The organism is Chryseobacterium sp. Marseille-Q3244 (assembly GCF_940807095.1).
Taxonomy (GTDB): domain Bacteria; phylum Bacteroidota; class Bacteroidia; order Flavobacteriales; family Weeksellaceae; genus Chryseobacterium.
Map to the genome: position 1 here is coordinate 211,105 of NZ_CALNWX010000005.1, position 23,337 is coordinate 234,441.

At 36.6% G+C, this 23,337-nt stretch carries 19 protein-coding genes; 7 read left to right on the forward strand and 12 right to left on the reverse strand.

Going from position 1 to position 23,337, the window contains the following annotated elements; translation table 11 throughout:
* Position 1 precedes the first annotated feature (1 nt).
* The 3 genes from rplD to NBX25_RS11190 form a co-directional block, all read right to left on the reverse strand.
* Complete coding sequence (rplD, locus tag NBX25_RS11180) at positions 2-631, reverse strand: 50S ribosomal protein L4 (protein WP_047096820.1); 630 nt, start codon at positions 629-631, stop codon at positions 2-4.
* Complete coding sequence (rplC, locus tag NBX25_RS11185; RefSeq protein ID WP_027371722.1) at positions 622-1,248, reverse strand: 50S ribosomal protein L3; 627 nt, start codon at positions 1,246-1,248, stop codon at positions 622-624. Before rplC ends, rplD begins: the two co-directional genes overlap by 10 nt.
* 506 nt (positions 1,249-1,754) lie before the next feature.
* Positions 1,755-2,516, reverse strand: a complete 762-nt coding sequence (locus tag NBX25_RS11190; RefSeq protein ID WP_250253656.1) for a DeoR/GlpR family DNA-binding transcription regulator — start codon at positions 2,514-2,516, stop codon at positions 1,755-1,757.
* 201 nt (positions 2,517-2,717) lie between these two features.
* On the opposite strand from NBX25_RS11190, the gene NBX25_RS11195 reads away from it, so the two are divergent.
* From NBX25_RS11195 to NBX25_RS11225, 7 genes are all read left to right on the forward strand, one after another.
* Complete coding sequence (locus NBX25_RS11195; protein ID WP_250253657.1) at positions 2,718-4,316, forward strand: glycerol-3-phosphate dehydrogenase/oxidase; 1,599 nt, start codon at positions 2,718-2,720, stop codon at positions 4,314-4,316.
* 7 nt (positions 4,317-4,323) lie between these two features.
* Positions 4,324-5,820, forward strand: coding sequence for a glycerol kinase GlpK (gene glpK / locus NBX25_RS11200; RefSeq protein WP_250253658.1), 1,497 nt, complete (start codon positions 4,324-4,326; stop codon positions 5,818-5,820).
* 23 nt (positions 5,821-5,843) lie between these two features.
* On the forward strand, positions 5,844-6,575 hold the full coding sequence (locus NBX25_RS11205) for an MIP/aquaporin family protein (protein WP_123909160.1): 732 nt from the start codon (positions 5,844-5,846) through the stop codon (positions 6,573-6,575).
* Between the two features lie 18 nt (positions 6,576-6,593).
* Positions 6,594-7,400, forward strand: coding sequence for a hypothetical protein (locus NBX25_RS11210; protein ID WP_250253659.1), 807 nt, complete (start codon positions 6,594-6,596; stop codon positions 7,398-7,400).
* Between the two features lie 245 nt (positions 7,401-7,645).
* On the forward strand, positions 7,646-8,065 hold the full coding sequence (locus tag NBX25_RS11215) for a hypothetical protein (protein WP_250253660.1): 420 nt from the start codon (positions 7,646-7,648) through the stop codon (positions 8,063-8,065).
* Positions 8,066-8,310: 245 nt separating this feature from the next.
* Complete coding sequence (locus NBX25_RS11220) at positions 8,311-9,282, forward strand: hypothetical protein (protein WP_250253661.1); 972 nt, start codon at positions 8,311-8,313, stop codon at positions 9,280-9,282.
* A 114-nt stretch (positions 9,283-9,396) separates the two neighbouring features.
* Positions 9,397-12,135, forward strand: coding sequence for a hypothetical protein (locus NBX25_RS11225; RefSeq protein ID WP_250253662.1), 2,739 nt, complete (start codon positions 9,397-9,399; stop codon positions 12,133-12,135).
* Positions 12,136-12,186: 51 nt separating this feature from the next.
* Here NBX25_RS11225 and NBX25_RS11230 read toward each other — a convergent pair whose 3' ends face one another.
* From NBX25_RS11230 to rpsG, 9 genes are all read right to left on the reverse strand, one after another.
* On the reverse strand, positions 12,187-14,412 hold the full coding sequence (locus NBX25_RS11230; RefSeq protein ID WP_250253663.1) for a zinc-dependent metalloprotease: 2,226 nt from the start codon (positions 14,410-14,412) through the stop codon (positions 12,187-12,189).
* 131 nt (positions 14,413-14,543) lie between these two features.
* The gene (locus NBX25_RS11235) at positions 14,544-15,035 is read right to left on the reverse strand and encodes a low affinity iron permease family protein (protein ID WP_123909165.1); all 492 of its coding nucleotides are present in this window, start codon (positions 15,033-15,035) and stop codon (positions 14,544-14,546) included.
* Positions 15,036-15,143: 108 nt separating this feature from the next.
* Entirely contained in the window at positions 15,144-16,340 is a 1,197-nt protein-coding gene (locus NBX25_RS11240) for a PepSY-associated TM helix domain-containing protein (RefSeq protein WP_250253664.1), read from the reverse strand.
* A gap of 147 nt (positions 16,341-16,487) precedes the next feature.
* Positions 16,488-17,108 (reverse strand): hypothetical protein, encoded by a 621-nt coding sequence (locus tag NBX25_RS11245; protein ID WP_123909167.1) that lies wholly within the window; start codon positions 17,106-17,108, stop codon positions 16,488-16,490.
* Positions 17,109-17,138: 30 nt separating this feature from the next.
* Positions 17,139-19,148 carry a TonB-dependent receptor domain-containing protein gene (locus NBX25_RS11250; protein WP_250253665.1) on the reverse strand — a complete coding sequence of 670 codons (2,010 nt, stop codon included), beginning with the start codon at positions 19,146-19,148 and terminating at the stop codon, positions 17,139-17,141.
* Positions 19,149-19,449: 301 nt separating this feature from the next.
* Entirely contained in the window at positions 19,450-20,277 is an 828-nt protein-coding gene (locus NBX25_RS11255; protein WP_250253666.1) for a GLPGLI family protein, read from the reverse strand.
* 133 nt (positions 20,278-20,410) lie between these two features.
* Positions 20,411-20,716, reverse strand: a complete 306-nt coding sequence (rpsJ, locus tag NBX25_RS11260; RefSeq protein ID WP_002661363.1) for a 30S ribosomal protein S10 — start codon at positions 20,714-20,716, stop codon at positions 20,411-20,413.
* Between the two features lie 16 nt (positions 20,717-20,732).
* Positions 20,733-22,850: an elongation factor G gene (gene fusA / locus NBX25_RS11265; protein WP_123909170.1), complete on the reverse strand. Its 2,118-nt coding sequence runs from the start codon at positions 22,848-22,850 to the stop codon at positions 20,733-20,735.
* A gap of 6 nt (positions 22,851-22,856) precedes the next feature.
* Positions 22,857-23,333, reverse strand: coding sequence for a 30S ribosomal protein S7 (gene rpsG / locus NBX25_RS11270; protein ID WP_034677991.1), 477 nt, complete (start codon positions 23,331-23,333; stop codon positions 22,857-22,859).
* Between the last annotated feature and the right edge of the window lie 4 nt (positions 23,334-23,337).

The window sequence follows — 23,337 nt, forward strand, 5'->3', positions numbered from 1 at the left end:
CTTATTTCTTTAAATTTTCCTGGAATTTTTCAACTGCACCTTCTAAGAAAATGATCTCACCAGCGTTTACTAAATCGTAAGAACTGATTTCGTTGAAGTTCATTACTTTAGTTTTAGGTAAGTTTCTTGAAGATAAATACACATTCTTGTTAGCTTCAGGAAGAACGAATAAAGATTTTTTACCGTTAAGTTCCAATGCATTTAATACATTGATAAAATCTTTAGTCTTAGGAGCACCAAAGCTCAAATCTTCTAAAACTTTAATGCTGTTGTCTCTCATTTTCTGAGATAAAACAGATTTCTTAGCTAATCTCTTAAGAGCTTTGTTCAATTTGAATCTGTAGTCTCTTGGTTTTGGTCCGAATACTCTACCTCCACCTCTGAAAGTTGGAGATTTGATATCACCATATCTAGCAGATCCTGATCCTTTTTGCTTCTTAAGCTTTTTAGTAGAAGCAGTAATTTCGCTTCTTTCTTTTGCTTTATGAGTTCCTTGTCTTTGTGCAGCAAGGTACTGTTTAACTTCTAAGTAAACCGCGTGCTGATTTGGCTCAATTCCGAATACTGTTTCGTCTAGAGTTACTTTTCTTCCGGTCTCTTTTCCTGATGTATTTAATACTACTAGTTCCATTTTCTGATAATTACATAAGAATTTTTAGCTCCCGGAACAGCACCTTTTACTACTAAAAGATTTTGTTCTTGATCAACTTTTAACACTTGAAGGTTTTGAACAGTTACCTGCTCACCTCCCATTCTTCCAGCCATTCTCATCCCTTTGAATACTCTTGAAGGGTCTGAACCAGCACCGATAGAACCTGGAGCTCTAAGTCTGTTGTGCTGACCATGAGTTGCCTGCATTACACCTCCAAATCCGTGTCTTTTAACAACACCCTGGAAGCCTTTACCTTTTGAAGTTCCTGTTACGTCAACATACTCACCTTCAGTGAATAAATCAACTTTTACTTCTTCTCCTACTTTCACTTCATCAACGAATTCTCTGTAGAATTCTACTAATTTAGCTTTAGGAGCAGAACCAGCCTTTTTAAAATGACCAGCTAACGCTTTACCAACGTTCTTCTCACTCTTGTCATCGAAACCTAATTGAACAGCTTTATAACCGTCTTTTTCTAAGGTTCTGACCTGTAAAACCGAGCATGGACCAGCTTGAATAACTGTACAAGGAATGTTTTTTCCTTCTTCGTTAAACAAAGACGTCATACCGATTTTTTTACCAATAATACCTGACATTGTTTATATTATAATAAAATTTATCCTTTATTTTTTTCCATTTTTCGGAAGTCTGAAGTGATTTCTACTTTTGATATAGGCACACTACGCTCCTAAAATGAGTGTGCAAATTTATGAATAATTTTGTAACCGACAAATATTTTGAGTAAAATATTTTGATTTTTAATCATTTAGATCATTTTCAGAAAAAAGAACAGCTTTACAAAAATGAATTCAACACAAATAACACTCCTTTTCTTTTCATTGTTTATTCTAACAATTCAAAGCCAACAGCTAGAAACAAAAAAAATGCCATAACTATAGGATAATGAAACATTTCGCAATTTTCAGCAGAAAAGCATCATCCTTCTATTTTACATGAAACAAGAAATATTCAATCCTTTCTTCTCACAGAAATCAAACTATACAATTAGAACAATCTTCTAAAAAAACAAAAGCCTCATGATCACTCACAGGCTTTATATTTTGACATACTATTATATATATATTTAGGAATTTACATGGGTTTATTTCATCACATTAACTCCAATTTCCTCTAGCCTGACCTGATCTTCGGGAGCAATTCCATCATCCGTAATCAGATAATCCACCTGATCCAATGCTGCAATTTTACCAAAACCTTTCTTATTCAATTTTGAAGAGTCTGCAAGAACTACTGTTTTGTCTGCGCATTCAATCATCACTTGATTAAGATGCGCTTCGGCAGCATTCGAGGTACTGATCCCAAATTCAATATCAATTCCGTCTACCCCCAGGAAAAGTTTATTACATGAGAATTGTTTAAGAATTCCTTCGGAAATAGATCCCACAATCGAAGTAGAGCTTTTTCTCACTTCTCCACCTAATTGAATTACATTAATATTAGGATTATTACAAAGTTCAATTGCAACCCTCAATGAAGAAGTTAAAACAGTAAGCGGACCGAAGTTCATTAACATCCTTGCAAGATAATGCATAGTAGTTCCTGATGCCAATATGATACAGTCATTCTCTTGAATTAAAGACAGCGCAGCCTTTGCAATAGTCTGCTTTGCTTCTACATTAATATTTTCTTTTTCACCTACGTTCTGCTCATAAGCATATCGCACCTGTTTACTTGCTCCTCCATGATTCCTAAAAAGAAGTCCTAAACTTTCGAGATAGTTCAGATCCTTTCGTATCGTAACCGAAGAAACATTCAGCTTTTCGCATAAATCCTGAACAAGAACATGTCCTTTTTCATCCAGTTCCTTTAATATTTCATCATGCCTTGGTATTAGCTTCTCCATTTTATTCGTTTCCTCAAAATTACCGTTTTTTTTTTACATGTGGATTTTTATTGTTTTCAAAGGTCATATGCAATCGTTTCATCTTCAGCGATAAAGGTTTTTGTACATCACGGCAATTCTACATTTTAAAATTTCATTTATTTTCTTTTTGCTTTCATTTTTAATTTATATATTTGAAAACGAAACATAAACGAAACATTTATGAAACGAAACGAAGAACTCAGTAAATTAACCCATGTAAAAGAATGGGACTTTATAGTCATAGGAGGAGGAGCCAGTGGTTTAGGTTCAGCATTAGACGCAGTAAGCAGAGGATTCAAAACTTTATTACTTGAATCTCATGACTTTGCGAAAGCAACTTCCAGCAGAAGTACCAAACTGGTACATGGTGGAGTAAGATATTTAGCACAAGGAGATGTAGGCTTGGTGAAAGAAGCATTAAAGGAAAGAGGCCTGTTGGCCAAAAATGCGGCACACATTGTAAAAAATCAGTCTTTCATTATTCCTAATTATACTTGGTGGGGCGGAATCTATTATAAAATAGGTTTATCCGTTTATGATTTCCTTGCCGGAAAATTAAGTTTGGGTAAAACGAAATACATCAGCAAATCAAAAACCATTGAAAAACTTCCTACTATTGAACAAAATCACTTAGCAAGCGGTGTTGTTTACCAGGATGGACAGTTTGATGACGCAAGACTTGCAATCAACTTAACCCAAACCATTATTGAAAAAGGAGGAAGTGCTATTAACTATATAAAGGTTGTTAATCTTCTGAAAGATGATAAGGATAAAGTAATAGGTGTAGTTGCAGAAGACCAGTTTTCTAAACAACAATACCAGATTCATGCAAAAGTGGTTATCAATGCTACCGGTGTTTTCACAAATGACATCCTTAATATGAATAATCCAAAACATGGTAAACTGGTAGTACCAAGTCAGGGAATTCACCTGGTTCTGGATAAATCATTCCTGAAAAGTGATGATGCCATCATGATTCCGAAGACTTCTGACGGAAGAGTTCTATTTGTAGTACCTTGGCATGACAGGGCTTTGGTAGGAACAACAGATACTCTTTTGGAAAACGAAAGCTTTGAACCTCGTGCTTTGGAAGAGGAAATTAGTTTTGTTTTAAATACAGCAAGACAGTACCTTTCTAAAAAACCGACCCGTGATGATGTAAAATCTGTTTTTGCCGGACTTCGTCCTCTTGCCGCTCCAAAAGACGGAAGCAAGAGTACAAAAGAAGTTTCCCGAAGCCACAAGGTTATTGCTTCTGACACAGGATTGGTTTCTATTATTGGCGGAAAGTGGACAACTTACCGTAAAATGGCTGAAGATACTATTGATAAAGCCATGCAGGTACACAATCTGGGCAATACGAGTTCTAAAACAGAACACATGTCTATTCATGGAAACGTAAAACCAGAACAAGTAGACAGAACGAATCATTTATACGTATACGGATCTGACATCCCTGCCATAAAAGCTTTACAGGAAGGTAATCCACGTTTTTCACAAAAAATACACCCGGACCATCCATTCACGGTGGCAGAAGTAGTTTGGGCTGTAAGAAATGAAATGGCTGAAACAATTGAAGATGTACTGGCAAGAAGAGCTCGTTTGTTATTCCTTGATGCAAGAGCAGCTATAGACAGCGCACATAATGTGGCAAGAATTATTGCTGAAGAAAAAGGATATTCTGAAGCATGGGCCCAGCAACAGGAAAATGAATTCATCGAATTGGCAAAAGGATATTTATTAACTCCTTATTCACCTAAAGTTATCAACCTTAATTAATCACCATATGAATGAAAAGTTAATTCTCGCTCTAGATCAGGGAACAACTTCCTCAAGAGCGATTCTATTCAACCATAGCGGAGAAATCAAATATGTATCACAAAAAGATTTCAGACAAATCTTCCCTACTCCAGGCTGGGTAGAGCATGATCCAAACGAAATCTGGTCATCACAGATCTCCGTTGCTGCAGAAATTATTGCCAAAGCAGGCATCTCCGGACTGGAAGTTGCTGCTATTGGAATCACCAACCAGCGTGAAACAACAATAGTTTGGGATAAAGAAACCGGAGAACCTATCTACAATGCGATTGTATGGCAAGACCGAAGAACTTCCAAATATTGTGATGAACTGAAAGAACAAGGTCATGCAGAAACCATTAAAGAAAAAACGGGTCTTGTACTGGATGCCTATTTCTCCGCCACTAAATTAAAATGGATCCTTGATAATGTTGACGGAGCAAGAGAAAAGGCAGAAGCCGGAAAATTATGCTTCGGAACAGTTGATACCTGGTTGGTATGGAAACTAACCCGTGGGAAAATGTTCATCACTGATGTTTCTAACGCCAGCAGAACCATGCTTTTGAATATTCATACATTGGAATGGGATAATGATCTGCTGGAGCTATTCAACATTCCTAAAGCCATTCTTCCTGAGGTAAAACAAAGCAGTGAAATATATGGTGAGACAGCTACTACTCTATTCTCTACCAAAATTCCTATTGCGGGAATTGCAGGAGATCAGCAGGCGGCTTTATTTGGCCAAATGTGTATCAATCCGGGGATGGTAAAAAACACTTACGGAACAGGTTGTTTCTTATTAATGAACACAGGAAAAGAAGCTGTTTCTTCAAAAAATAATCTTTTAACAACGGTTGCCTGGAAAATCAATGGAGAAGTGAATTATGCATTGGAAGGAAGTGTATTTGTAGGCGGTGCAGCAATTCAATGGCTGAGAGACGGTCTTAAGCTCATCCATTCTTCTGATGAAGTAAATGATTTGGCCTCTTCTGTTGAAGATAATGGTGGTGTTTACTTTGTTCCTGCCCTTACAGGGTTGGGAGCACCTCATTGGGATCAGTATGCACGTGGGACTATTGTAGGAATTACCCGTGGTACAACTGACGGACATATTGCCAGAGCAACTTTAGAGGGAATTGCATTCCAGGTCTATGACATTGTAAAATCTATGGAAGCAGATTCCGGAAGAGCAAGTCTTGAACTGAGAGTAGATGGCGGAGCTTCGGCAAGTAATCTATTGATGCAAATACAATCTGACCTTTTCGGATTTAAAATTACAAGACCAAAAACATTAGAGACAACAGCATTAGGTGCAGCTTATTTAGCAGGTCTTGCTGTAGGATACTGGAAAAGTATTGATGAGATACAGGCTCAATGGATTGTAGATAAAGATTTCCATCCCCAATTGGAAAAGGAAAAAGTAGATGCTATGGTTCATTCCTGGAACAAAGCCGTATCCCGTGCTCAAAGCTGGATTGAAGATTAATTTCTGACCTTAAAAATACACATATGACTCCATTTATCGCAGAAGTGATCGGGACGATGCTTCTAATTTTGTTAGGCAACGGTGTTGTAGCCAATGTTGTCTTGAAGGATACCAAAGGGAATAATTCCGGATGGATTGTTATTACTACTGCCTGGGCATTAGCCGTTTTTGTAGGGGTAACTGTTGCAGGGCCTGTAAGTGGTGCCCATCTGAATCCGGCCGTTACAATTGGTTTGGCTGCTGCGGGAAAGTTTGCCTGGGATCTAGTTCCGTCTTATATCGCAGCTCAGATGATTGGAGGAATGTTGGGAGCCTTTTTGGTTTGGCTGTTCCATAAAGACCATTTTGCTATTACAGAGGATGAAGGAGCAAAACTGGCTTGTTTCAGCACCGGACCGGCGATCAGAAAAGTTTCATCTAATCTTATCAGTGAGATCATCGGAACCTTTGTATTGGTATTTGTCATTTTCCACTTTTCGGACCCAAGCATTAATTTACAGGCTGATCCTAATGCAAAAGTAGGATTAGGTTCTATAGGAGCTATTCCTGTAACCTTCCTGGTATGGGTAATAGGACTTTCTTTAGGAGGAACTACCGGATACGCCATTAACCCTGCAAGAGATCTTGCTCCGAGAATCATGCATGCTATTCTTCCGGTAAAAGGAAGCAGTGATTGGGGCTACGCATGGATTCCTGTAATAGGGCCAATTACTGGAGCTGTCATTGCGGCATTATTATTCATGGTATTAAAATAAAAACAAAAAATACAAATCATGAAAATATTAAAAGGAATCTTCTTACTTATTTTAGCTACAGGAAGGCTATTTTCACAGGAAAGCAATGAGGGTAAAGAAACCAAAGAAGGCAGACTGGATTTTACCGCCAACATTCAAAACAATCATTTATGGAGAGGATTGATTATTACAGATAAGCCTGTAGTGATGGGAAATCTTTCTTACGCTTTGGATGCGGAAAAGAAATGGAAAGTAGGTATTTGGGGCGCTTCTGCTCTGGCGGATGATAAAGATAACACTCATTATAAGGAGATCAATTACTACGTTCAATATTCTAACGGACGTTTTTATATTGGATTATGGGATCTTTATAATTCCAGGAATATTAATACTGCCGTTGCTGCGGATGACATCTTCAGTTATTCACAAAGAAGAACAGCACATATTATTGATTTAAGAACAAACTATACCTTCGGTCCTTCATTTCCGATCAATATTGAAGCAGACATTATGTTATATGGAGGTGCCAATGCAGGAGAAGTAATCCTTGAACCTGATGGAAGTTATAAAAAGAACAGATATTCTACCTATGTTCAGGCTAGTTATCCTGTCATCAGTGGTCAAAAAGTGAATCTGGATGCTTTTGTAGGTGCAGGATTTTCATTGAATGGCAACACCTTTTTGTATGGAAATGGAAAAAACAACTTTGATATTGTAAACTTAGGTGTAAAAGCTGGAAAGGTTCTCAAGATCACAGAACATTACAGTTTACCTGTTTCTATGATGGCCATGTGGAATCCTTCTAATAAATATGCAAGAATTCAACTGGCAGCTACCGTTTTTTAATTCAAATTTTAAACTAAATTATATAATAGCCACTCCTTTTGGGGTGGTTTTTTGCTTGGTGGAAGGAGAAACCACCCCGGCAAATCTTCGATTTGACACCTCCAGCGAAGGGGAATGGTTATACGGATTACAGAGTTAGCTGAAAGAGAGGTTGGAGAATATTAATTCTGGCAACCTATTTAATCACCGGGATTTTACGGTGTCATAGATTGGGCAGATATTTTTAAATTTGAAAAAAAAATATTATGAAAAAAGTTTTCAGTTTAATGATCTTATGCATCAGCATTTTCACTCTCGCACAAACAAAACTGCCTTTTACCGGACACAGAAGTTTTGATATCCTGAAAGGATACAGTGGTACCGGCACTCCTCAATATTATCTGGATGTAAAAAAGACAGGTGATGTGTATTTTGGATATGTTCAGGTTAATCAGGCCAACGGAAAAGAAACCAAAGAAGAAATTAATGCGGGTAAATATGCTCCGAATAAAGTAATGAAAGTGGTGTTCAAAAAGTATAAAGAGACCTTCTTTGTGAAATTCGGTAAAGACAAGATCTACATTACTGATGAAAAGGGGAATATTCAGAATCTTGAAGGCTGCTGTTCTGCCAAGGATAGTATTGATAAAGATACTTGTAATTGCGAAAGTGAATTGTATCAATGAGCATAATAGAAAACCACTCCTTGTGGGGTGGCTTTTTGTTTGTTGTGAGGAAAAACCGCCACTTCAAAATTAAAAAAAATTTGCCCCCTCCGATGGAGGGGAATAGTTATATTAATTGTCTGCTTTGCAAGGAAGGGACGTTTGAGATTATGGAATTTGTCAGGAGTAAAAAATCCCGGGATTTCGCGATAAATGGTTTGTATAAATATCTTTACTTTTGGAGAATCAATTATGCACACCACAGTATGAAAATACTAAAGATTTTATGGGTACTCCTTTTTATTGTTTCATGCAATAAGAAAGAAAACCATCCTTACACATTTTATTATTGGAAAACGAATTTGAAACTGGATCAGGAAGAGAAGAAAGTTTTAGATCAGGCTACTATTCCTTATGTATACACAAGATTTTTTGATGTTGATAAAGCAGGTGGAAAATTCCAACCTATTGCGGTTATTACAAAAGATCAGAGTTTCCAGACTGATAAGCAGATCGTACCAACAATTTTTATCACCAACCCCACCCTAATAGGAATTTCCCAGGAAGAAATCAGGTTTCTTGCAGAGAGTATCCATTATCTGGTTCAGAAAAAAGCGGAGGAATATCATTTAAAAATCAACAATGAAATTCAGATCGACTGTGACTGGACTGCCGGGACACGGGAAGACTATTTTAAATTCTTAAAAGAACTTAAAAGAGTTTCCGGAAAGGAAATCACCTGTACGTTACGTCTTCATCAGGTTAAAGATAAAAAGCAAACAGGAATTCCCCCAGTGGATAAGGTCTATCTGATGTGCTACTCCACTTCATCTCCTTTGGACAAATCGGACAAAAATTCAATCCTGGATGTCAGCATCCTGAAAAGCTATCTTTCGAAACTGGAAGACTATCCTATTAAGAAAGTTGAAGTGGCTCTACCGATTTATTCATGGGGAATCATTACGAATCATCTAGGCAAGCATAAACTCATTAATGCTTTGTCTAAAAAAGATCTCAACAACACTAATTTTAAAAAGATCTCTGACCATGAAGCTGAAGTATTGAAAGATGGCTTCTACTTTGGGAGTTACCTGAATAAAGGTTTCAAAATAAAAGTGGAAGAAATATCGGAGGAACAATTAACTGATGTGATTCTTTTCCTTCAGAAAAAAATACAGCAGTTTAATATAATTTATTATCAATTAGATAGTAAATTTGTGCTAGATCGAAAATTTTAAATCTACTATAGATTAGGACAGAGAATAGACATTCAGTAACTTATGTTATTTTCTGCCAGCACTTTGATTACAAAATAACGCTATAAAAACTAAAAAAAACACCACACAAACCCTATGAAAAAGTATATTCTTTCACTTGCGGTTGTATCTCTTTTCTATACGAATTCCAACGCCTGTGCATGGTCGGATCCGGATTATGAATACTTCAATCTTTTTACGCAGAGCATTATTAAGGATAAGTCTTATCTTCCTTTTCTTCATACCTATTCTTCAAGATTCTTTGGTGAATACAATCCTTCTATGATTCCTGATGATAACATTGAAACATGGAAAAAGTATTTCAACAATCAGCTTACCTATGCCGAGACCCAGAATCTTGTTTATAAATTAAGCATGAATGATCTGAATGCTCTTAAAAACGGAACTCCTACAAACCCTCTTTTGCAAAAACTAGGAACAGGATTTTATCCGAAATATAAGGAAGGTATTGATTATTTAATTGAGGCTAAATATCTGGAGCCTTATATGAGTATCAATTATGTTGAAAGTGAAAACTCTTTTTATTATAACAGGCAGGAAAACAGAAAAAATGCCACATCTCTTGATTATAATAAAACGATCGCAGCGCTAAACTCTTTATATAATTCTGCCAAAAATCCGGAGATCAAACAACGTTACGGATATCAACTTATACGTCTGAATCACTATACCAGAGACTATGACTCTGCACTACAGGCATTCAAAACATATATTGAACCTATTAAACTAAAAGGTACGGTATATTATATGGCACTAGATCAATTGGCAGGAGCTCAAAGAGGATTGGAAATGAATAGTGATGCCAACTGGAATTTCTTCCAGGTATTTATGAACAGTAAGAACCGTAAGGAATCTGCTTTTGTTTCTATGAAGCTTTCGGATACAGCTTCTTTCAGCAATATTATGAAAAGAGCCCATACGAATGAGGAAAAGAATATGGCTTATTTCCTTTTAGGATATGAAGATTTCAACAACCCTATTCCTATCATGGAAAAGATGTTTGACATTAATCCGGATTCTGAAATCCTGAAAGTAATGGCAGTAAGAAGTATCAATGAATTGGAAAGGAGTTACCTTCCGACCTACTATTACACTTCTGAAGCGTATGGCAGAATATCTGTTTACAGAGGAAATACTGAAAACCATACTTCAAAAGATACCAACAATGACAAGACAACAACAGAAGTAAAAGAGGTAAAAGAAGAAAAAATATCTTTCTGGCAGAAAATAGTAAGGTTCTTCAAGAATCTTTTCGGAGGTTCCAAATCTGATGCATCCAGCAATGGAAATAAAGCTGACCAGAGTGATGATGAATTGCTGAACAATCCAAACAGAATTCCTTTTTATACTACCGGATATAGCGGATATGATGATAACACCAAAGATTATCTTGATGACCTTGAAAAATTTACTTCAAAGGCTAAAGAAAAATCCCAAGATGAATATTGGCAGATTGCAGATGCTTACCTTAAATTTTTAAAGAAAGATTATAAAGAAAGCACTGAAATCCTGAACGACATCAAAACAACGAACCCTGAATATCTGGAAGAAATTAAAAGAATGAAGGTTCTGAATGATATTGTTTCCCAACCAAAAGTTGATGCCGCCTTTGAAGATCATATGATGAAAGATTATGCTGCATATTTTGTGGAAAAAGAAGTGAAAAAAGATACAGCGAATGTAAATAGTGATTACGATTATTACGGAACTGCTCCTTCCACAGCAGATTTCTTAAAGGATGTAATGGCTAACCGTTATTTCCTTCAGGGAGAGGATGGAAAATCATTCCTGATGAATAACAAGCTTTCTGACCTTCAGTACAATCCGAACTCCAGCCTGGTAAAAAGTGTTGAAGATTTTTACAGAAAACCCAATAAAACCCAGTTTGAGCAGCAGATCATCGCTAAAAATATGGACAGCGTAGGTAATATTGATGCATTCTTCAATACCATCTATGGTGACAGAGCAATGAGGCTTGCTGATTTTGAAAAGGCTAAATCATATTATGAAAAGGCTCAGAAGTTTGGCGGAGTTCCAAGGGAAAATTATGACTGGACTGAAAAAAACGGGCAAACCATTACCCAAAAACAATATGCTTCTTCTGAATACAACGGCTTTAATAATATTTCAGGTCTTGTTTTCGGGCATAATGTTTGGGAAAGTTACCAAAGTCCAGATGCTGAATCTATGAAATCTGAAGGCTATACGGATTTCCCTTTCATCAAAGACAATATGAACAAACTGGAATTGACAAATGCTCTTATCCAGCTGAAGAAAATCGGAAATGGTAACAACGAAGCAGCTTCAAGAGCTAATCAGCTTATCGGAAACCTGTTATACAATACTTCTATTTTAGGATATTACCGTCATTTGTTCGTCATGGATATTGACAACAGTAACGGAGGAAAATATTACTTCTGGAATAATGACAAAGGTAATCCTTACAAGTATTATTATAAAAACTTCCTTGATACATCATATATTGAACCTGATAATTTTGATTTAGCGATCAACTATTATCAAAAAGCACTTAAGCTCTCCAACAATAAAGAAGATAAAGCCAGAATTCTGTTTCAGATGGCAAGTGCCGAGCAAGGTAAATATTATCAGTATGAAGCTAAAGCACCGAAAGATTTCGATTATTCTGACCCGAAATGGTCTGAAAAAGAGGATGCCCGTCAAAAGGAAATGGACAACCTGAAAAATCAAAAGTACAGAACCTATTTTGCTCAGCTGAAGGCACAATATTCCGATGCTGAAACTACAAAAAGTCTGATGGGAAGCTGTAGCTACTTTAGCTATTTCATGAGATAAAATAAATCATAAAAAAACCTCTGATCGCTCAGAGGTTTTTTATTTTATAAATTATTTTTTGACAAACTTAGTTGTACTATTTATATCCTTACCATTAATTGTAATGAAATAAACTCCTTTTATCAAACTACTCACATTAATTCTGCCATCGCCAATTGTTCCTTTTGAGATCAATTGTCCAGGAGTATTAAAGATTTCATAAGTAGCGTTTGCAGAAACATTCATTACATTCAGCATATCTTCAACAGGATTTGGATAGATGTGAACCGTTTTCACATTGTTTCCAGCTTCAGATACAGCTAGTGTAGCTGCTACAGTAGCTTTCTTCACTGCATAAAACACATTTCCAATGGCTGAAACTCTCACATGAACACTTTTCCCAGCTAAAGATGCAGGAATAAATACACTTGCAGAACCATTGTTTGGAACTGATGCTGCCAAGTCATTCCATGTTGCTCCATTATCTTCAGTATAATCTATTTTAACATTGGCTACATTATATGGAGAAGCTGTGGTTCCGGATACCGTCCACGCAATAGTAGAGTTGGTATTAGGAGTAAGAGAGGTTGTGTTCACTGTAAATGCAGCAGCAGAACCTACAACAACCGTTTGATTTGCATATGCAGACTGTGCCTGTCCGCCAGGTTTATTATCTCTTACCGTTACACGGAAATTGGTCGTTCTTGCGACTGTACTCGCCGCTTCAAAATCAGCAGTTTTCTTTACTGCTCCACCCAGCACTGTTTCAAGCTTTGGAAAATATCTTGTAGGGCTTGATGCTGGCGGCCAAGATCTGAAACTTGCCCCTGAACTTGTATTTCCGATATTTGATTTTGTTACTCCATTATCCAGTTTACTTGGATTCATCTGTTCCCAGCAATACGTTAAAGCATCTCCATCAGGATCAGTTGCCGATGCAGTTAATACAAATGCCGTAGATTTTGGAATGGTATAAGTGGTATTCATTGCAGCAACTACCGGAGGATTATTCGTAATGGGTGTTTCCACATCTGCCGTAACCACAACCATATTATTCTGAACCTGTTCAATGCTTGCACTATGGAAATAGACATCAGAATGATTTTGCAAATCGGTAGTAGTACCCGTTATACCAGCATATCCCATAATGGTTGAGCCAGATCCCGGTTCCATCTCCTGATTAAGATAGTCTTCAAAGAAGCTGTAAGTATGAGAATCACCAAGCTGATGCCCCATTTCATGAGCTACATAGTCTATATCAAAATTATCTCCCATAGGAACATTATCAGCAGGTGAAGTAATCCCACTTCCTTTGTAATTGTCCGGACCTATATAAGCATATCCACATCCTCCGTTAGCAGCAGTATACGATGTGGTAGAGATATCATTACTCCCTATACAGCCTATACAACCTGCATTACCACCTCCACCTGTAGCACCGAACAGATGCCCGATATCGAAGCTTTCATCAGTAACACCATATGCTCCTCCGTGTAAAGTATTCATTAATTCATAATTCCACTTACACATAAAGTCGGAAGTACTGTAAGGATCGGTAGCAGCATCTGCAAAGATAAGGTTAGGTGCATTAATTGCATTAACATGGATATTAAATTCTCTTTCAAATACACCATTCACTCTTGATAAAGTAGCATTGATCTGTGTAAGAGCTCCGCCTACTCCACCAAAATAATTGGTATACTCTCCTGTCACAGACATGGCCAGTCTAAGGGTATGAAAGGTTTTATTGCTCGCTTTAGCTGTAGCACCGGAATTCATGATCTTCTGAAGATTGGCAACGGACTCTTTACTTTCCTTAGTACTACATGTAAATGCATGTCCGTTCTTACTGGTCTTTCCATGTATGGAATAATAGGATTTATCAGCGGTTGCCGGCTCTATAAATTCATACTTGCCATCACTTCCTATAACCATTGACTGGAAATCATTGGGAGCTACACTAAAACGAATGTACTTTGAAGGATCATCAATACCGACTCCCACATAAGATCCAAGTTGGTATTGTTTTGCTAAAGTTTCATCCATTACAGGAAAACTATTCACTGTAAATCTTTCTGTTTTACCTTCCAGATTAGGAATACTTATCGTAACCGGGGAACCTTCTCCAATTTTAGGAGCTCGTAACAGCTGTGTTCTGATCTGATCTATATCAAGTTTATAATAGATTGAGCGATCACTTTTTTTAATAATTTTCTGTTGTGGCACAGCCTTATTCCATTGTGCACTTACCACTGTTGTTAAAAGTAACACTGGTAAACAAAATAACTTTCTTTTCAAACCAATTAATTTTACATATTATTCAGCAAATATATATATTTATTTAAAATCAAATAACAAAACAATATATTATTTAAATTAAATAAATATTCCTATCCAAAACGGTAAAATATTGTGTTCAAAAAATTATACTATTTTTTTTGTTCCTGCCGTTGCAGCCATTCTTCGTGTTTTCTTTTAAAGAATTCGTATTTGTAATCCTGATTTCTCTGTGCAGCATCTATGGAATGGGAAGTATGAATGTCTGTGTCCTTTTTAGCAAATTGTGCCAGGTTCTCATAATAATGATGAAGCTGATCCAATTCCGCTTCTGTAAGATCTTCAATATCTACTATCCTGTTACTCGCTTTTTCATGAGCGGCAATAATTTCATTTAACTTGATCTGGATAGCTTTTGAATCTTTATTCTGGGCTTTTTGGATGAGGAAAACCATGAGAAAAGTAATGATTGTGGTTCCTGTATTGATAACCAATTGCCAGGTTTCGGAATAATCAAAAAAAGGTCCTGAAATAGCCCAAACTATAACAATAAGCATAGCACCAATAAAAGCATATTGACTGCCTGTAAATCTCACAGCCCAGTTTGAAAATTTTTCAAAAAAATTATTATTCTTATGTCCCATAGTTCAGATTATTTTATAATAAATGTATAAAATTAACCTGAACAAGTAAAGAAAATATTAAAAATCAGGTACGTAAACTCAAGTGAAAAATAAAGATGTTCTATTTATCTACTTCATTTTTCTAAATCTATGCCACCAGATCAGGAATCCTGTAACAGGTAATGAACAACCAATAAACGAAACAATGAAATAAAGAATAATGCTTGGCAAACCCATAATTTCTCCTGTATGCAAGGGTTTGGCTAAAGAAGTAAATTGCTTATTCAAAGGCTTGGCTGAAAATAGTTCTTTAGTTTTAAAGTTTCCGGTTTTATCAAACGTGACTTCATCCGGAAGCATCATACCCAGAAAATTCTGCGTATTGGTTTTAATGACAACGTACCTCGGATTATCTTTATTGGGCAGTTCTATACTGGTCACTGCAGAATAAGGAAGATGCTGATCTGCCAGTTGTAAGATTTTATCAATGGAGGCTGATTCAGAGTCTTTAAGGTTTTTCTTTTCATCCTGCTTCTGGAGCATGTCTTCCAACAATCCACCGAATGCATCCTCTCCACTCTCTTTATCTTTTGAAATATTATCAATAGATGAACCCCCTAAACTTATAATAAGACCATTCTTCACCCAGGGATAGGTTATATACAATCCGGTTACAGCAATAAAGAATAATATCAGGAAGGTATAAAAACCAAGAGTATTATGAAGGTCATAATTCACACGCTGAAATTTCGCCCTGAACATAACAGTTAAACCCTGCTTCAGAAACTTTAGCTTTTTAGGCAGCCAAAGGATCAACCCTGAAATCAATAATACACAAAACATCAACACTCCAGCTCCCAGGATTTGTCGGCCAGTATTACCCATCATCAGATTTCTGTGAATATCCAGAACGATTTCAAAAAAACGACTGGACCCTACTTCAGGCTGACCAAGAATTTCTCCGGTATATTGGTTATAATAAGCACTTTTGTCTACCTGATTTTCACGATATCCAATGACATAACTGCGTCCTTTATCATCAGGAATAAGCAATGAGGTCAATTCTCTATTCTGCTTCAATAATTCGGTCTGGATCAGATCCGGATTCTTAACCTGAACAGAAGTTTTACTGATATATACCTTATCTCTGTTTGTAAACTCTATGATCTGATTTTTGAAAGCATAAAGGCATCCGGTAAGGCATACCACAAAAACAATAGCACATGATAAAAGCCCAAGCCAAAGATGAATGATCCACATCATATATTTAATGAGTGATTCATTCTTTCGTCTTTTCCTGTAAAGGCTTTTAAACAATGTTTTCATGTTGGGTATTATAGCAAAAACATTAAGATGGTTGAGCCATCTTAATGTTTGCAAAATTAATTTGATATGAATAAATTAAAAAGTCAATACAAATTTGTGAAAGGAATCCGTAGTAAATCCTCCTTTCTAAACCGGTATTAATATCGTTTATTTTCGTCCTTTGAACTGGACTTCTTTTACAATTTCCTCAAACTTTGTATAATGTTCCGGAGTTAATGCTTTTTGAATAGCAGCTTTTCTCTGCCCATCAAATTTCTCCCAATATTCTTTGGCAAGATCATTGTTTCCATGATATACATCGTGGGCATCACTGAACGCTTTTTCAAAAGCATCATTTGCCGCATTCACCACTTTGAATTCATCCTCTGAAAGCTGAGCTTCTGCTTTTATTCTTTCCAATAAAGCATTGTCATATCTTGGTCTTTTTCTGGCATTTTCGTCAACAAATTTGTTGAATCTTTCCATTTGTGGGCCATCCAAGACTTTAGCCATTTCAATAGCCTGCTGATTTCTCAGTTCTTCTCCTTTGATCCCCAATGCCACACGGTCCATATTGGCACCCTGAGCTTTTGCAGCCTGAAAATTCTGCTCCTGCAACTGCTGGTATTTTGCAGTGATCTCATCAAAGCTTTTTTCCTGGTCTGGAGTAAGCTGTACTTGTGTTTTAAACTGGTTGTAGTCTACGCCTTTCTTTTTGTCACCTGAACATGAAGCTACCACTAAGGTTGCCAATGCTACTACAAGAGTTTTGATATAAGTACTTTTCATGTCTATTTTATTTTAAGGTTTTACAATGTTTTAGAAGAAATAATTAGCGCCGAACTGATATCTGATTCCATCGATTCTGAAACCAAAATTACTAGCCGGATCAGTAGTATCATTACGAATATCCTTATCTAACAGATTATATACTCCAAATGTGAAACGAACGTGTTTGTTCAATCTGTACACCGTTCCTAAATCTAATAAGAAGTAAGATGGAATTGGGTATTCCTGGGCTCTACCTCTGCTAACTCCCGGCTGGCTTTCACTTCTGTAGTTTCCTCTTGACCAGAACTCAAAGCTATCGTTAGCCTTCCATGAAAGGTTTACATTGGCCATATGTTTTGGTATTCTTGCATATGGTTTATTGTATAATGCTGGAATTTCTTCAGATTTAATCTTAGTATCAGTATAGGTATAGTTTGCTTTTAATACAATATCCTTTGTCATATTTACTCCAAGGTTAGCTTCAAGTCCCATACTGTTTGCCTTACCAAGGTTTTCTCTTGTTGAGATAAAGTCATAGATATGATTATATAAGGCTTCAAATTGCTTACATTCTTCGGTGTTGTTACATTTTCTAACTTCAACCAGTTTGTTTTTAAAGTCTGTATTAAATCCTGTTACGCTAAGGTTAATCACTTTTCTATTATCCTCAAACATTACCGTCAATTCCTGATTGAAACTTTTCTCCGGTTTAAGGTCTTTGTTTCCGATAATTACTCCATCCTGAGTTCCACCACCGGTCACCTGTCCCCATCCTGGGTTTACAGCTCTTAGCCCCGGAGCTTTATATCCCCATGAAGCACCTCCTTTAAATGTAAAGTTGTTTGTTGCACTCCATACTAAATATCCTCTTGGCGTAAAGTTAGAACCATAGTTCTCATCATTATCCAGACGTGCTCCTGTAACCAGGTGTAGTTTATCCACTAACTTCCAGTTTCCTTCCGCAAAAGCAGACCAGTTCCAACGGGTCAGTTTGGTTACCACTTCCCCATTTTCGGATTTCATTTTATTTCCTAAATCATTCAGTCTTTCATATCTGTATTCTGCCCCAAAGCTGATGACATGATCTTTAATATTGAAATTATTAAGACTGTATGCGGCAAGAGTCTCATACCTCATATCCCTGTTTGGGTTATTCGTATTGTCATACTGGATATAAGAATTTGTATGAAAATTAGAATAGTCGCCTTTATGGCTTAATGCCAATACATTTCTCTCGTAGTTATTACGTGAGCTTTTTGCTTTTGGTCCCAAAGAATATCCAGGATTCTGATTTCTTTCCTGACGGTTATAATCATAGCTTAGTTTAAAGGTATTTTTAGTATTTGGAGTAAGACTGAATTCTGTTCCAAAAGCTTTAATAACTCTTTCTGTAAATCCACCAACAAACTTATCTTCATTTCTGTCGGAATAGCTCCCGGTCACTTTCATTTGAAGAAGGTTTTTTACTAAAGAACCGGCAGCATATCCATCAATCTGGTATGTGTTTCCAGATTCTTTATGTACCTGTTGTATTAAGCTGGTTCCTATAGATCCTCTCCAGCCGTTACTCAGTTTTTTTGTTATAATATTGATTACTCCACCCATCGCATCAGAACCATATAGTGAAGACATTGGTCCTTTTACCACTTCAATTCTTTCAATGGTTTCCAATGGTGGCATCCATCCTTGTTCTATACCTGGGCCATCAGAATTGGGTCTTGTCTCTCTTGTATTGATTCTTTTCCCATCAATTAAAACTAATGTCTGTCCAGATTCAGCACCTCTTATTGAAAAATCACTTGTACTACCACCTCCCGTGACAAAAACTCCGGGAACATCTTGTAAAGCATCTGTAATATCTCTATATGCTCTTTTTTTAAGGTCTGCCTGAGAAATTACAGAAATCGTAGCTGGTGTGTCTTTGATTTTCTGAGCATACCCGGAACCCGTTATTACTACTTCATTAATATGATTACTTTTTAACGTGTCCTTCGTTTTCTGACCGCTCATGAAAGCTGATCCTAAAACAAGCAAGGAAAAAGATACTGTTCTAAACATCAAGAATTTTTTTGCAAAATTATTATTTTTAATGATTCTAAATAAATAAACTAAGGTGACATATCTCACCCAACCGACTCCCTTTAATATAAGATTACCAATCTCACTCATATTATACTAAAAACCTTCCAACATATCCATATTGCTATTAAGAATCTCACGTCCATACTATTTAATGATTATCAATTTTTAAAAAGAAAAAAATGTACATATATGGATCTCAATTTCATTTATACCCATCATGAAAAAAAAATCCATCCCTAAAATAGGGATGGAAAGTATGATGTATTGCTCTTTTATATTAGTTCAAAGGGTACTTTATAGCTTTATCAATTTCGATTGGGTTATTATCCCGAAGCATTACTCTTCTACGTTCATCAGACATCCCTTTCAATTGATCTATGCTTTTAACCTGTACTCCTGAAACCCAGAAAGTATTCTCGGGATTGGTATTGGATTTAAACGATTCTGCGACATCGTGTAACGGATCGTTGTAAAGCTCCAATTGTTTCTTTGCAATAATTTTTTCACTTACAGGAAGTGGTTTTTTTCCGACAAAGCTTTCAAGAAAGGGTGTTTCATAGGTCTTGGGAAACTTCATACTTTTAGCCAGCTTAAAAATAAAATTCTTATTGGTATCTTCTATTTCAAAGATGAGCCCCGGAAGCCCACGGAACTTATAAGGTCCTTCGCTTAGGTTGATGTCTTTGCAAAACCATGCTATCCATTCTCTGCCGCCAAAGCGAGTGGTTGCTTTCTGCAAATTATATTGTCCGTCAATTTTTGTATCACTTAACAACTTCCAGTTCATTTTATCAGTGGATTTTAAAGAAAATAAATCATTCACCAGAATCAATGAAGTATTTTCAAAAGAACCCTTTTTCCTGATAACAGCAGGAAGATCATCATCCCATCTTGCTCTGTTCTGGCCACGAACCTTATTCAAAGAATCAGTCTGGGCATATGAGTATGGATAAAATTTGATATCATCAGGGTTGACATCGAGGATCATATTGGCTTTGGTAAAATCCTGTGCTAATGAATCTTTTTTATATTGTAGTAGATATACAAAACGATGCGTCTGCGCACTCAGCAGTAAAGGGAATAATAAGAATATCAGTCTTTTCATGGTATAGATTTGAGCCAAAAATATCAATAATATTTGGATTCAACTAAATAGGTGATCATCATTTTGGAAATGAAAACAAAAATCCGTCCCTAAAAAGGAACGGATTGTATAATCATTGCAAAGTATGCAGTTATCACACTTTAATTTCAACGTCTACACCTGAAGGAAGTTCTAATTTCATTAGAGCATCAACAGTTTTAGAAGAAGAAGAGTAGATATCCATTAGTCTCTTGTGAGCTGATAATTGGAACTGCTCTCTTGCTTTCTTGTTTACGTGCGGAGATCTCAACACTGTGAAGATTCTCTTGTTCGTTGGTAATGGAATAGGACCGTTTACAACAGCACCAGTAGCCTTTACCGTTTTTACGATTTTCTCAGCAGACTTGTCTACCAAGTTGTAATCGTAAGATTTTAGTTTTATTCTGATTCTTTGTGACATTTCTTTAATTTAAAAATTAACCTTTTGCTTTAGCTATGATTTCTTCAGCAACGTTTTGTGGAGTAGCTTGGTACTTCTCTAATTCCATAGAAGAAGTAGCTCTTCCTGATGAAAGTGTTCTTAGAGTAGTAACATATCCAAACATTTCAGAAAGTGGAACTGAACCTTTGATTACAACAGCACCGTTCTTTTCTTCCTGACCACTGATTGTACCTCTTCTTTTGTTAAGGTCACCAATGATGTTACCCATATATTCTTCCGGAGTTACAACTTCCAGTTTCATAATAGGCTCCATAATTACTGGCTTAGCAGCACGTCCCGCTTCTTTAAATCCTAATTTAGCAGCCATTTCAAATGAAAGAGCATCAGAATCCACTGCGTGGAAAGATCCATCTTTAAGAGTAACTTTAATACCTTCAACTTCGAAACCAGCCAATGGACCGTTCTTCATTGCAGCTTTAAATCCTTTTTCAATGGCAGGAACAAATTCTCTAGGAACGTTACCACCTTTGATCTCATTGATGAATTCTAAACCAACTTTACCTTCGTCTGCAGGTCCTAGTTCAAATACAATGTCAGCAAATTTACCTTTACCACCAGATTGTTTTTTGTAAACTTCTCTGTGTTGAGCAACTTTTGTTAAGTTTTCTTTGTACTCTACCTGAGGTTGTCCTTGGTTTACTTCAACCTTGAATTCTCTCTTCATACGGTCTACAATGATATCTAAGTGAAGCTCACCCATACCAGAGATGATCGTTTGTCCAGAAGCCTCGTCAGTTCTAACTGTAAACGTTGGATCTTCTTCAGCCAATTTAGCTAGAGCGTTACCCATTTTATCCTGGTCAGCTTTAGTTTTAGGCTCAACAGCGATACCGATTACCGGATCAGGGAAAACCATCGATTCAAGAACGATTGGGTTTTTCTCGTCACACATCGTATCACCAGTTTTGATAGACTTGAATCCTACAGCAGCACCAATATCACCAGCTTCAATATATTCTACTGGATTTTGCTTGTTAGCGTGCATCTGATAGATTCTAGAGATTCTTTCTTTATCTCCTGAACGAGTGTTCAAGATATAAGAACCAGCATCCAGTCTTCCAGAGTATGCTCTGAAGAATGCTAATCTTCCCACGAATGGGTCAGTAGCAATCTTAAATGCTAGAGCAGAGAAAGGTTCATCTACAGATGGCTTTCTTGTAATTTCAGCGTCTGTTCTTGGGTCAGTACCTTTGATATCATCTTTATCCAATGGAGAAGGCAAGTATTTACATACTGCATCCAACATAAACTGTACTCCTTTATTCTTGAATGAAGAACCACAAGTCATTGGGATAATAGATAAATCGATAGTAGCAGCTCTCAATGCAGCATTGATTTCTTCTTCTGTAATTGAATCCGGATCTTCAAAGAATTTCTCCATCAAAGTTTCGTCATATTCAGAAACAGCTTCTACTAATTTTTCTCTATATTCAAGAACTTCATCTTTCATGTCTTCAGGAATTGGAACTACCTCGAAAGTAGCACCTTGTCCAGCTTCATCCCAGATGATCGCTCTGTTTTTAATTAAGTCTACAACTCCTTTGAAATCTTCTTCAGCACCGATTGGTAAAACGATTGGAACTGCATTAGATCCTAACATATCTTTAACCTGGTTTACCACGTTAAGGAAGTCAGCACCTTGTCTGTCCATTTTGTTTACGAATCCCATTCTAGCAACTTTGTAGTTGTCAGCAAGTCTCCAGTTTGTTTCAGACTGAGGCTCTACTCCATCTACTGCTGAGAATAAGAATACCAATCCATCTAATACTCTTAAAGATCTGTTTACCTCTACAGTGAAGTCAACGTGTCCCGGTGTATCAATGATGTTGAAGTGGTAAGGCTTAGTATCTGCAACAGGCTTTCCTTGGTCTGTTGGAAAGTTCCAAGAACAAGTAGTTGCAGCAGAAGTAATAGTAATACCTCTTTCTGCTTCCTGCTCCATCCAGTCCATTGTAGAAGCACCATCGTGAACCTCTCCAATTTTGTGGTTTACTCCTGTATAGAATAAAATCCTTTCAGTAGTGGTAGTTTTACCTGCGTCAATGTGAGCAGCAATACCAATATTTCTTGTAAATTTAAGATCTCTACCCATTTCAGATTAGAATTTAAAGTGTGAGAAAGCTTTGTTAGCTTCCGCCATTTTGTGAGTATCAGATTTCTTTTTGAAAGCTGCACCTTCTTCTCTTGAAGCAGCTACAACTTCATTAGCTAATTTCAAAGCCATAGACTTATCATTTCTCTTTTTAGAGTAGCTAATTAACCATTTCATTGCCATAGAAATTTTTCTATCAGCTCTGATTGGCATAGGAATCTGGAAGTTAGCTCCACCTACTCTTCTAGAACGTACTTCTACGTGAGGCATAACGTTTGTTAATGCATCTTTCCAGATTTCAAGGGCTGTTTTCTCAGTTTCTCCTTTTTTAGTTTCTACGATATCTAATGCATCATAGAAAATTTTGAATGCGATAGACTTCTTACCGTCTAGCATTAAGTTGTTTACGAATCTCGTTACCAATTGATCATTAAATTTCGGATCTGGTAACAACGGTCTTTTTTTCGCTTTTGTCTTTCTCATTGCT

Coding starts and splice junctions, on each gene's coding strand:
- rplD (WP_047096820.1), bottom strand. CDS start 631: ATGGAACTAGTAGTATTAAATACATCAGGAAAAGAGACCGGAAGAAAA.
- rplC (WP_027371722.1), bottom strand. CDS start 1,248: ATGTCAGGTATTATTGGTAAAAAAATCGGTATGACGTCTTTGTTTAAC.
- NBX25_RS11190 (WP_250253656.1), bottom strand. CDS start 2,516: ATGGAGAAGCTAATACCAAGGCATGATGAAATATTAAAGGAACTGGAT.
- NBX25_RS11195 (WP_250253657.1), top strand. CDS start 2,718: ATGAAACGAAACGAAGAACTCAGTAAATTAACCCATGTAAAAGAATGG.
- glpK (WP_250253658.1), top strand. CDS start 4,324: ATGAATGAAAAGTTAATTCTCGCTCTAGATCAGGGAACAACTTCCTCA.
- NBX25_RS11205 (WP_123909160.1), top strand. CDS start 5,844: ATGACTCCATTTATCGCAGAAGTGATCGGGACGATGCTTCTAATTTTG.
- NBX25_RS11210 (WP_250253659.1), top strand. CDS start 6,594: ATGAAAATATTAAAAGGAATCTTCTTACTTATTTTAGCTACAGGAAGG.
- NBX25_RS11215 (WP_250253660.1), top strand. CDS start 7,646: ATGAAAAAAGTTTTCAGTTTAATGATCTTATGCATCAGCATTTTCACT.
- NBX25_RS11220 (WP_250253661.1), top strand. CDS start 8,311: ATGAAAATACTAAAGATTTTATGGGTACTCCTTTTTATTGTTTCATGC.
- NBX25_RS11225 (WP_250253662.1), top strand. CDS start 9,397: ATGAAAAAGTATATTCTTTCACTTGCGGTTGTATCTCTTTTCTATACG.
- NBX25_RS11235 (WP_123909165.1), bottom strand. CDS start 15,035: ATGGGACATAAGAATAATAATTTTTTTGAAAAATTTTCAAACTGGGCT.
- NBX25_RS11240 (WP_250253664.1), bottom strand. CDS start 16,340: ATGAAAACATTGTTTAAAAGCCTTTACAGGAAAAGACGAAAGAATGAA.
- NBX25_RS11245 (WP_123909167.1), bottom strand. CDS start 17,108: ATGAAAAGTACTTATATCAAAACTCTTGTAGTAGCATTGGCAACCTTA.
- NBX25_RS11250 (WP_250253665.1), bottom strand. CDS start 19,148: ATGTTTAGAACAGTATCTTTTTCCTTGCTTGTTTTAGGATCAGCTTTC.
- NBX25_RS11255 (WP_250253666.1), bottom strand. CDS start 20,277: ATGAAAAGACTGATATTCTTATTATTCCCTTTACTGCTGAGTGCGCAG.
- rpsJ (WP_002661363.1), bottom strand. CDS start 20,716: ATGTCACAAAGAATCAGAATAAAACTAAAATCTTACGATTACAACTTG.
- fusA (WP_123909170.1), bottom strand. CDS start 22,850: ATGGGTAGAGATCTTAAATTTACAAGAAATATTGGTATTGCTGCTCAC.
- rpsG (WP_034677991.1), bottom strand. CDS start 23,333: ATGAGAAAGACAAAAGCGAAAAAAAGACCGTTGTTACCAGATCCGAAA.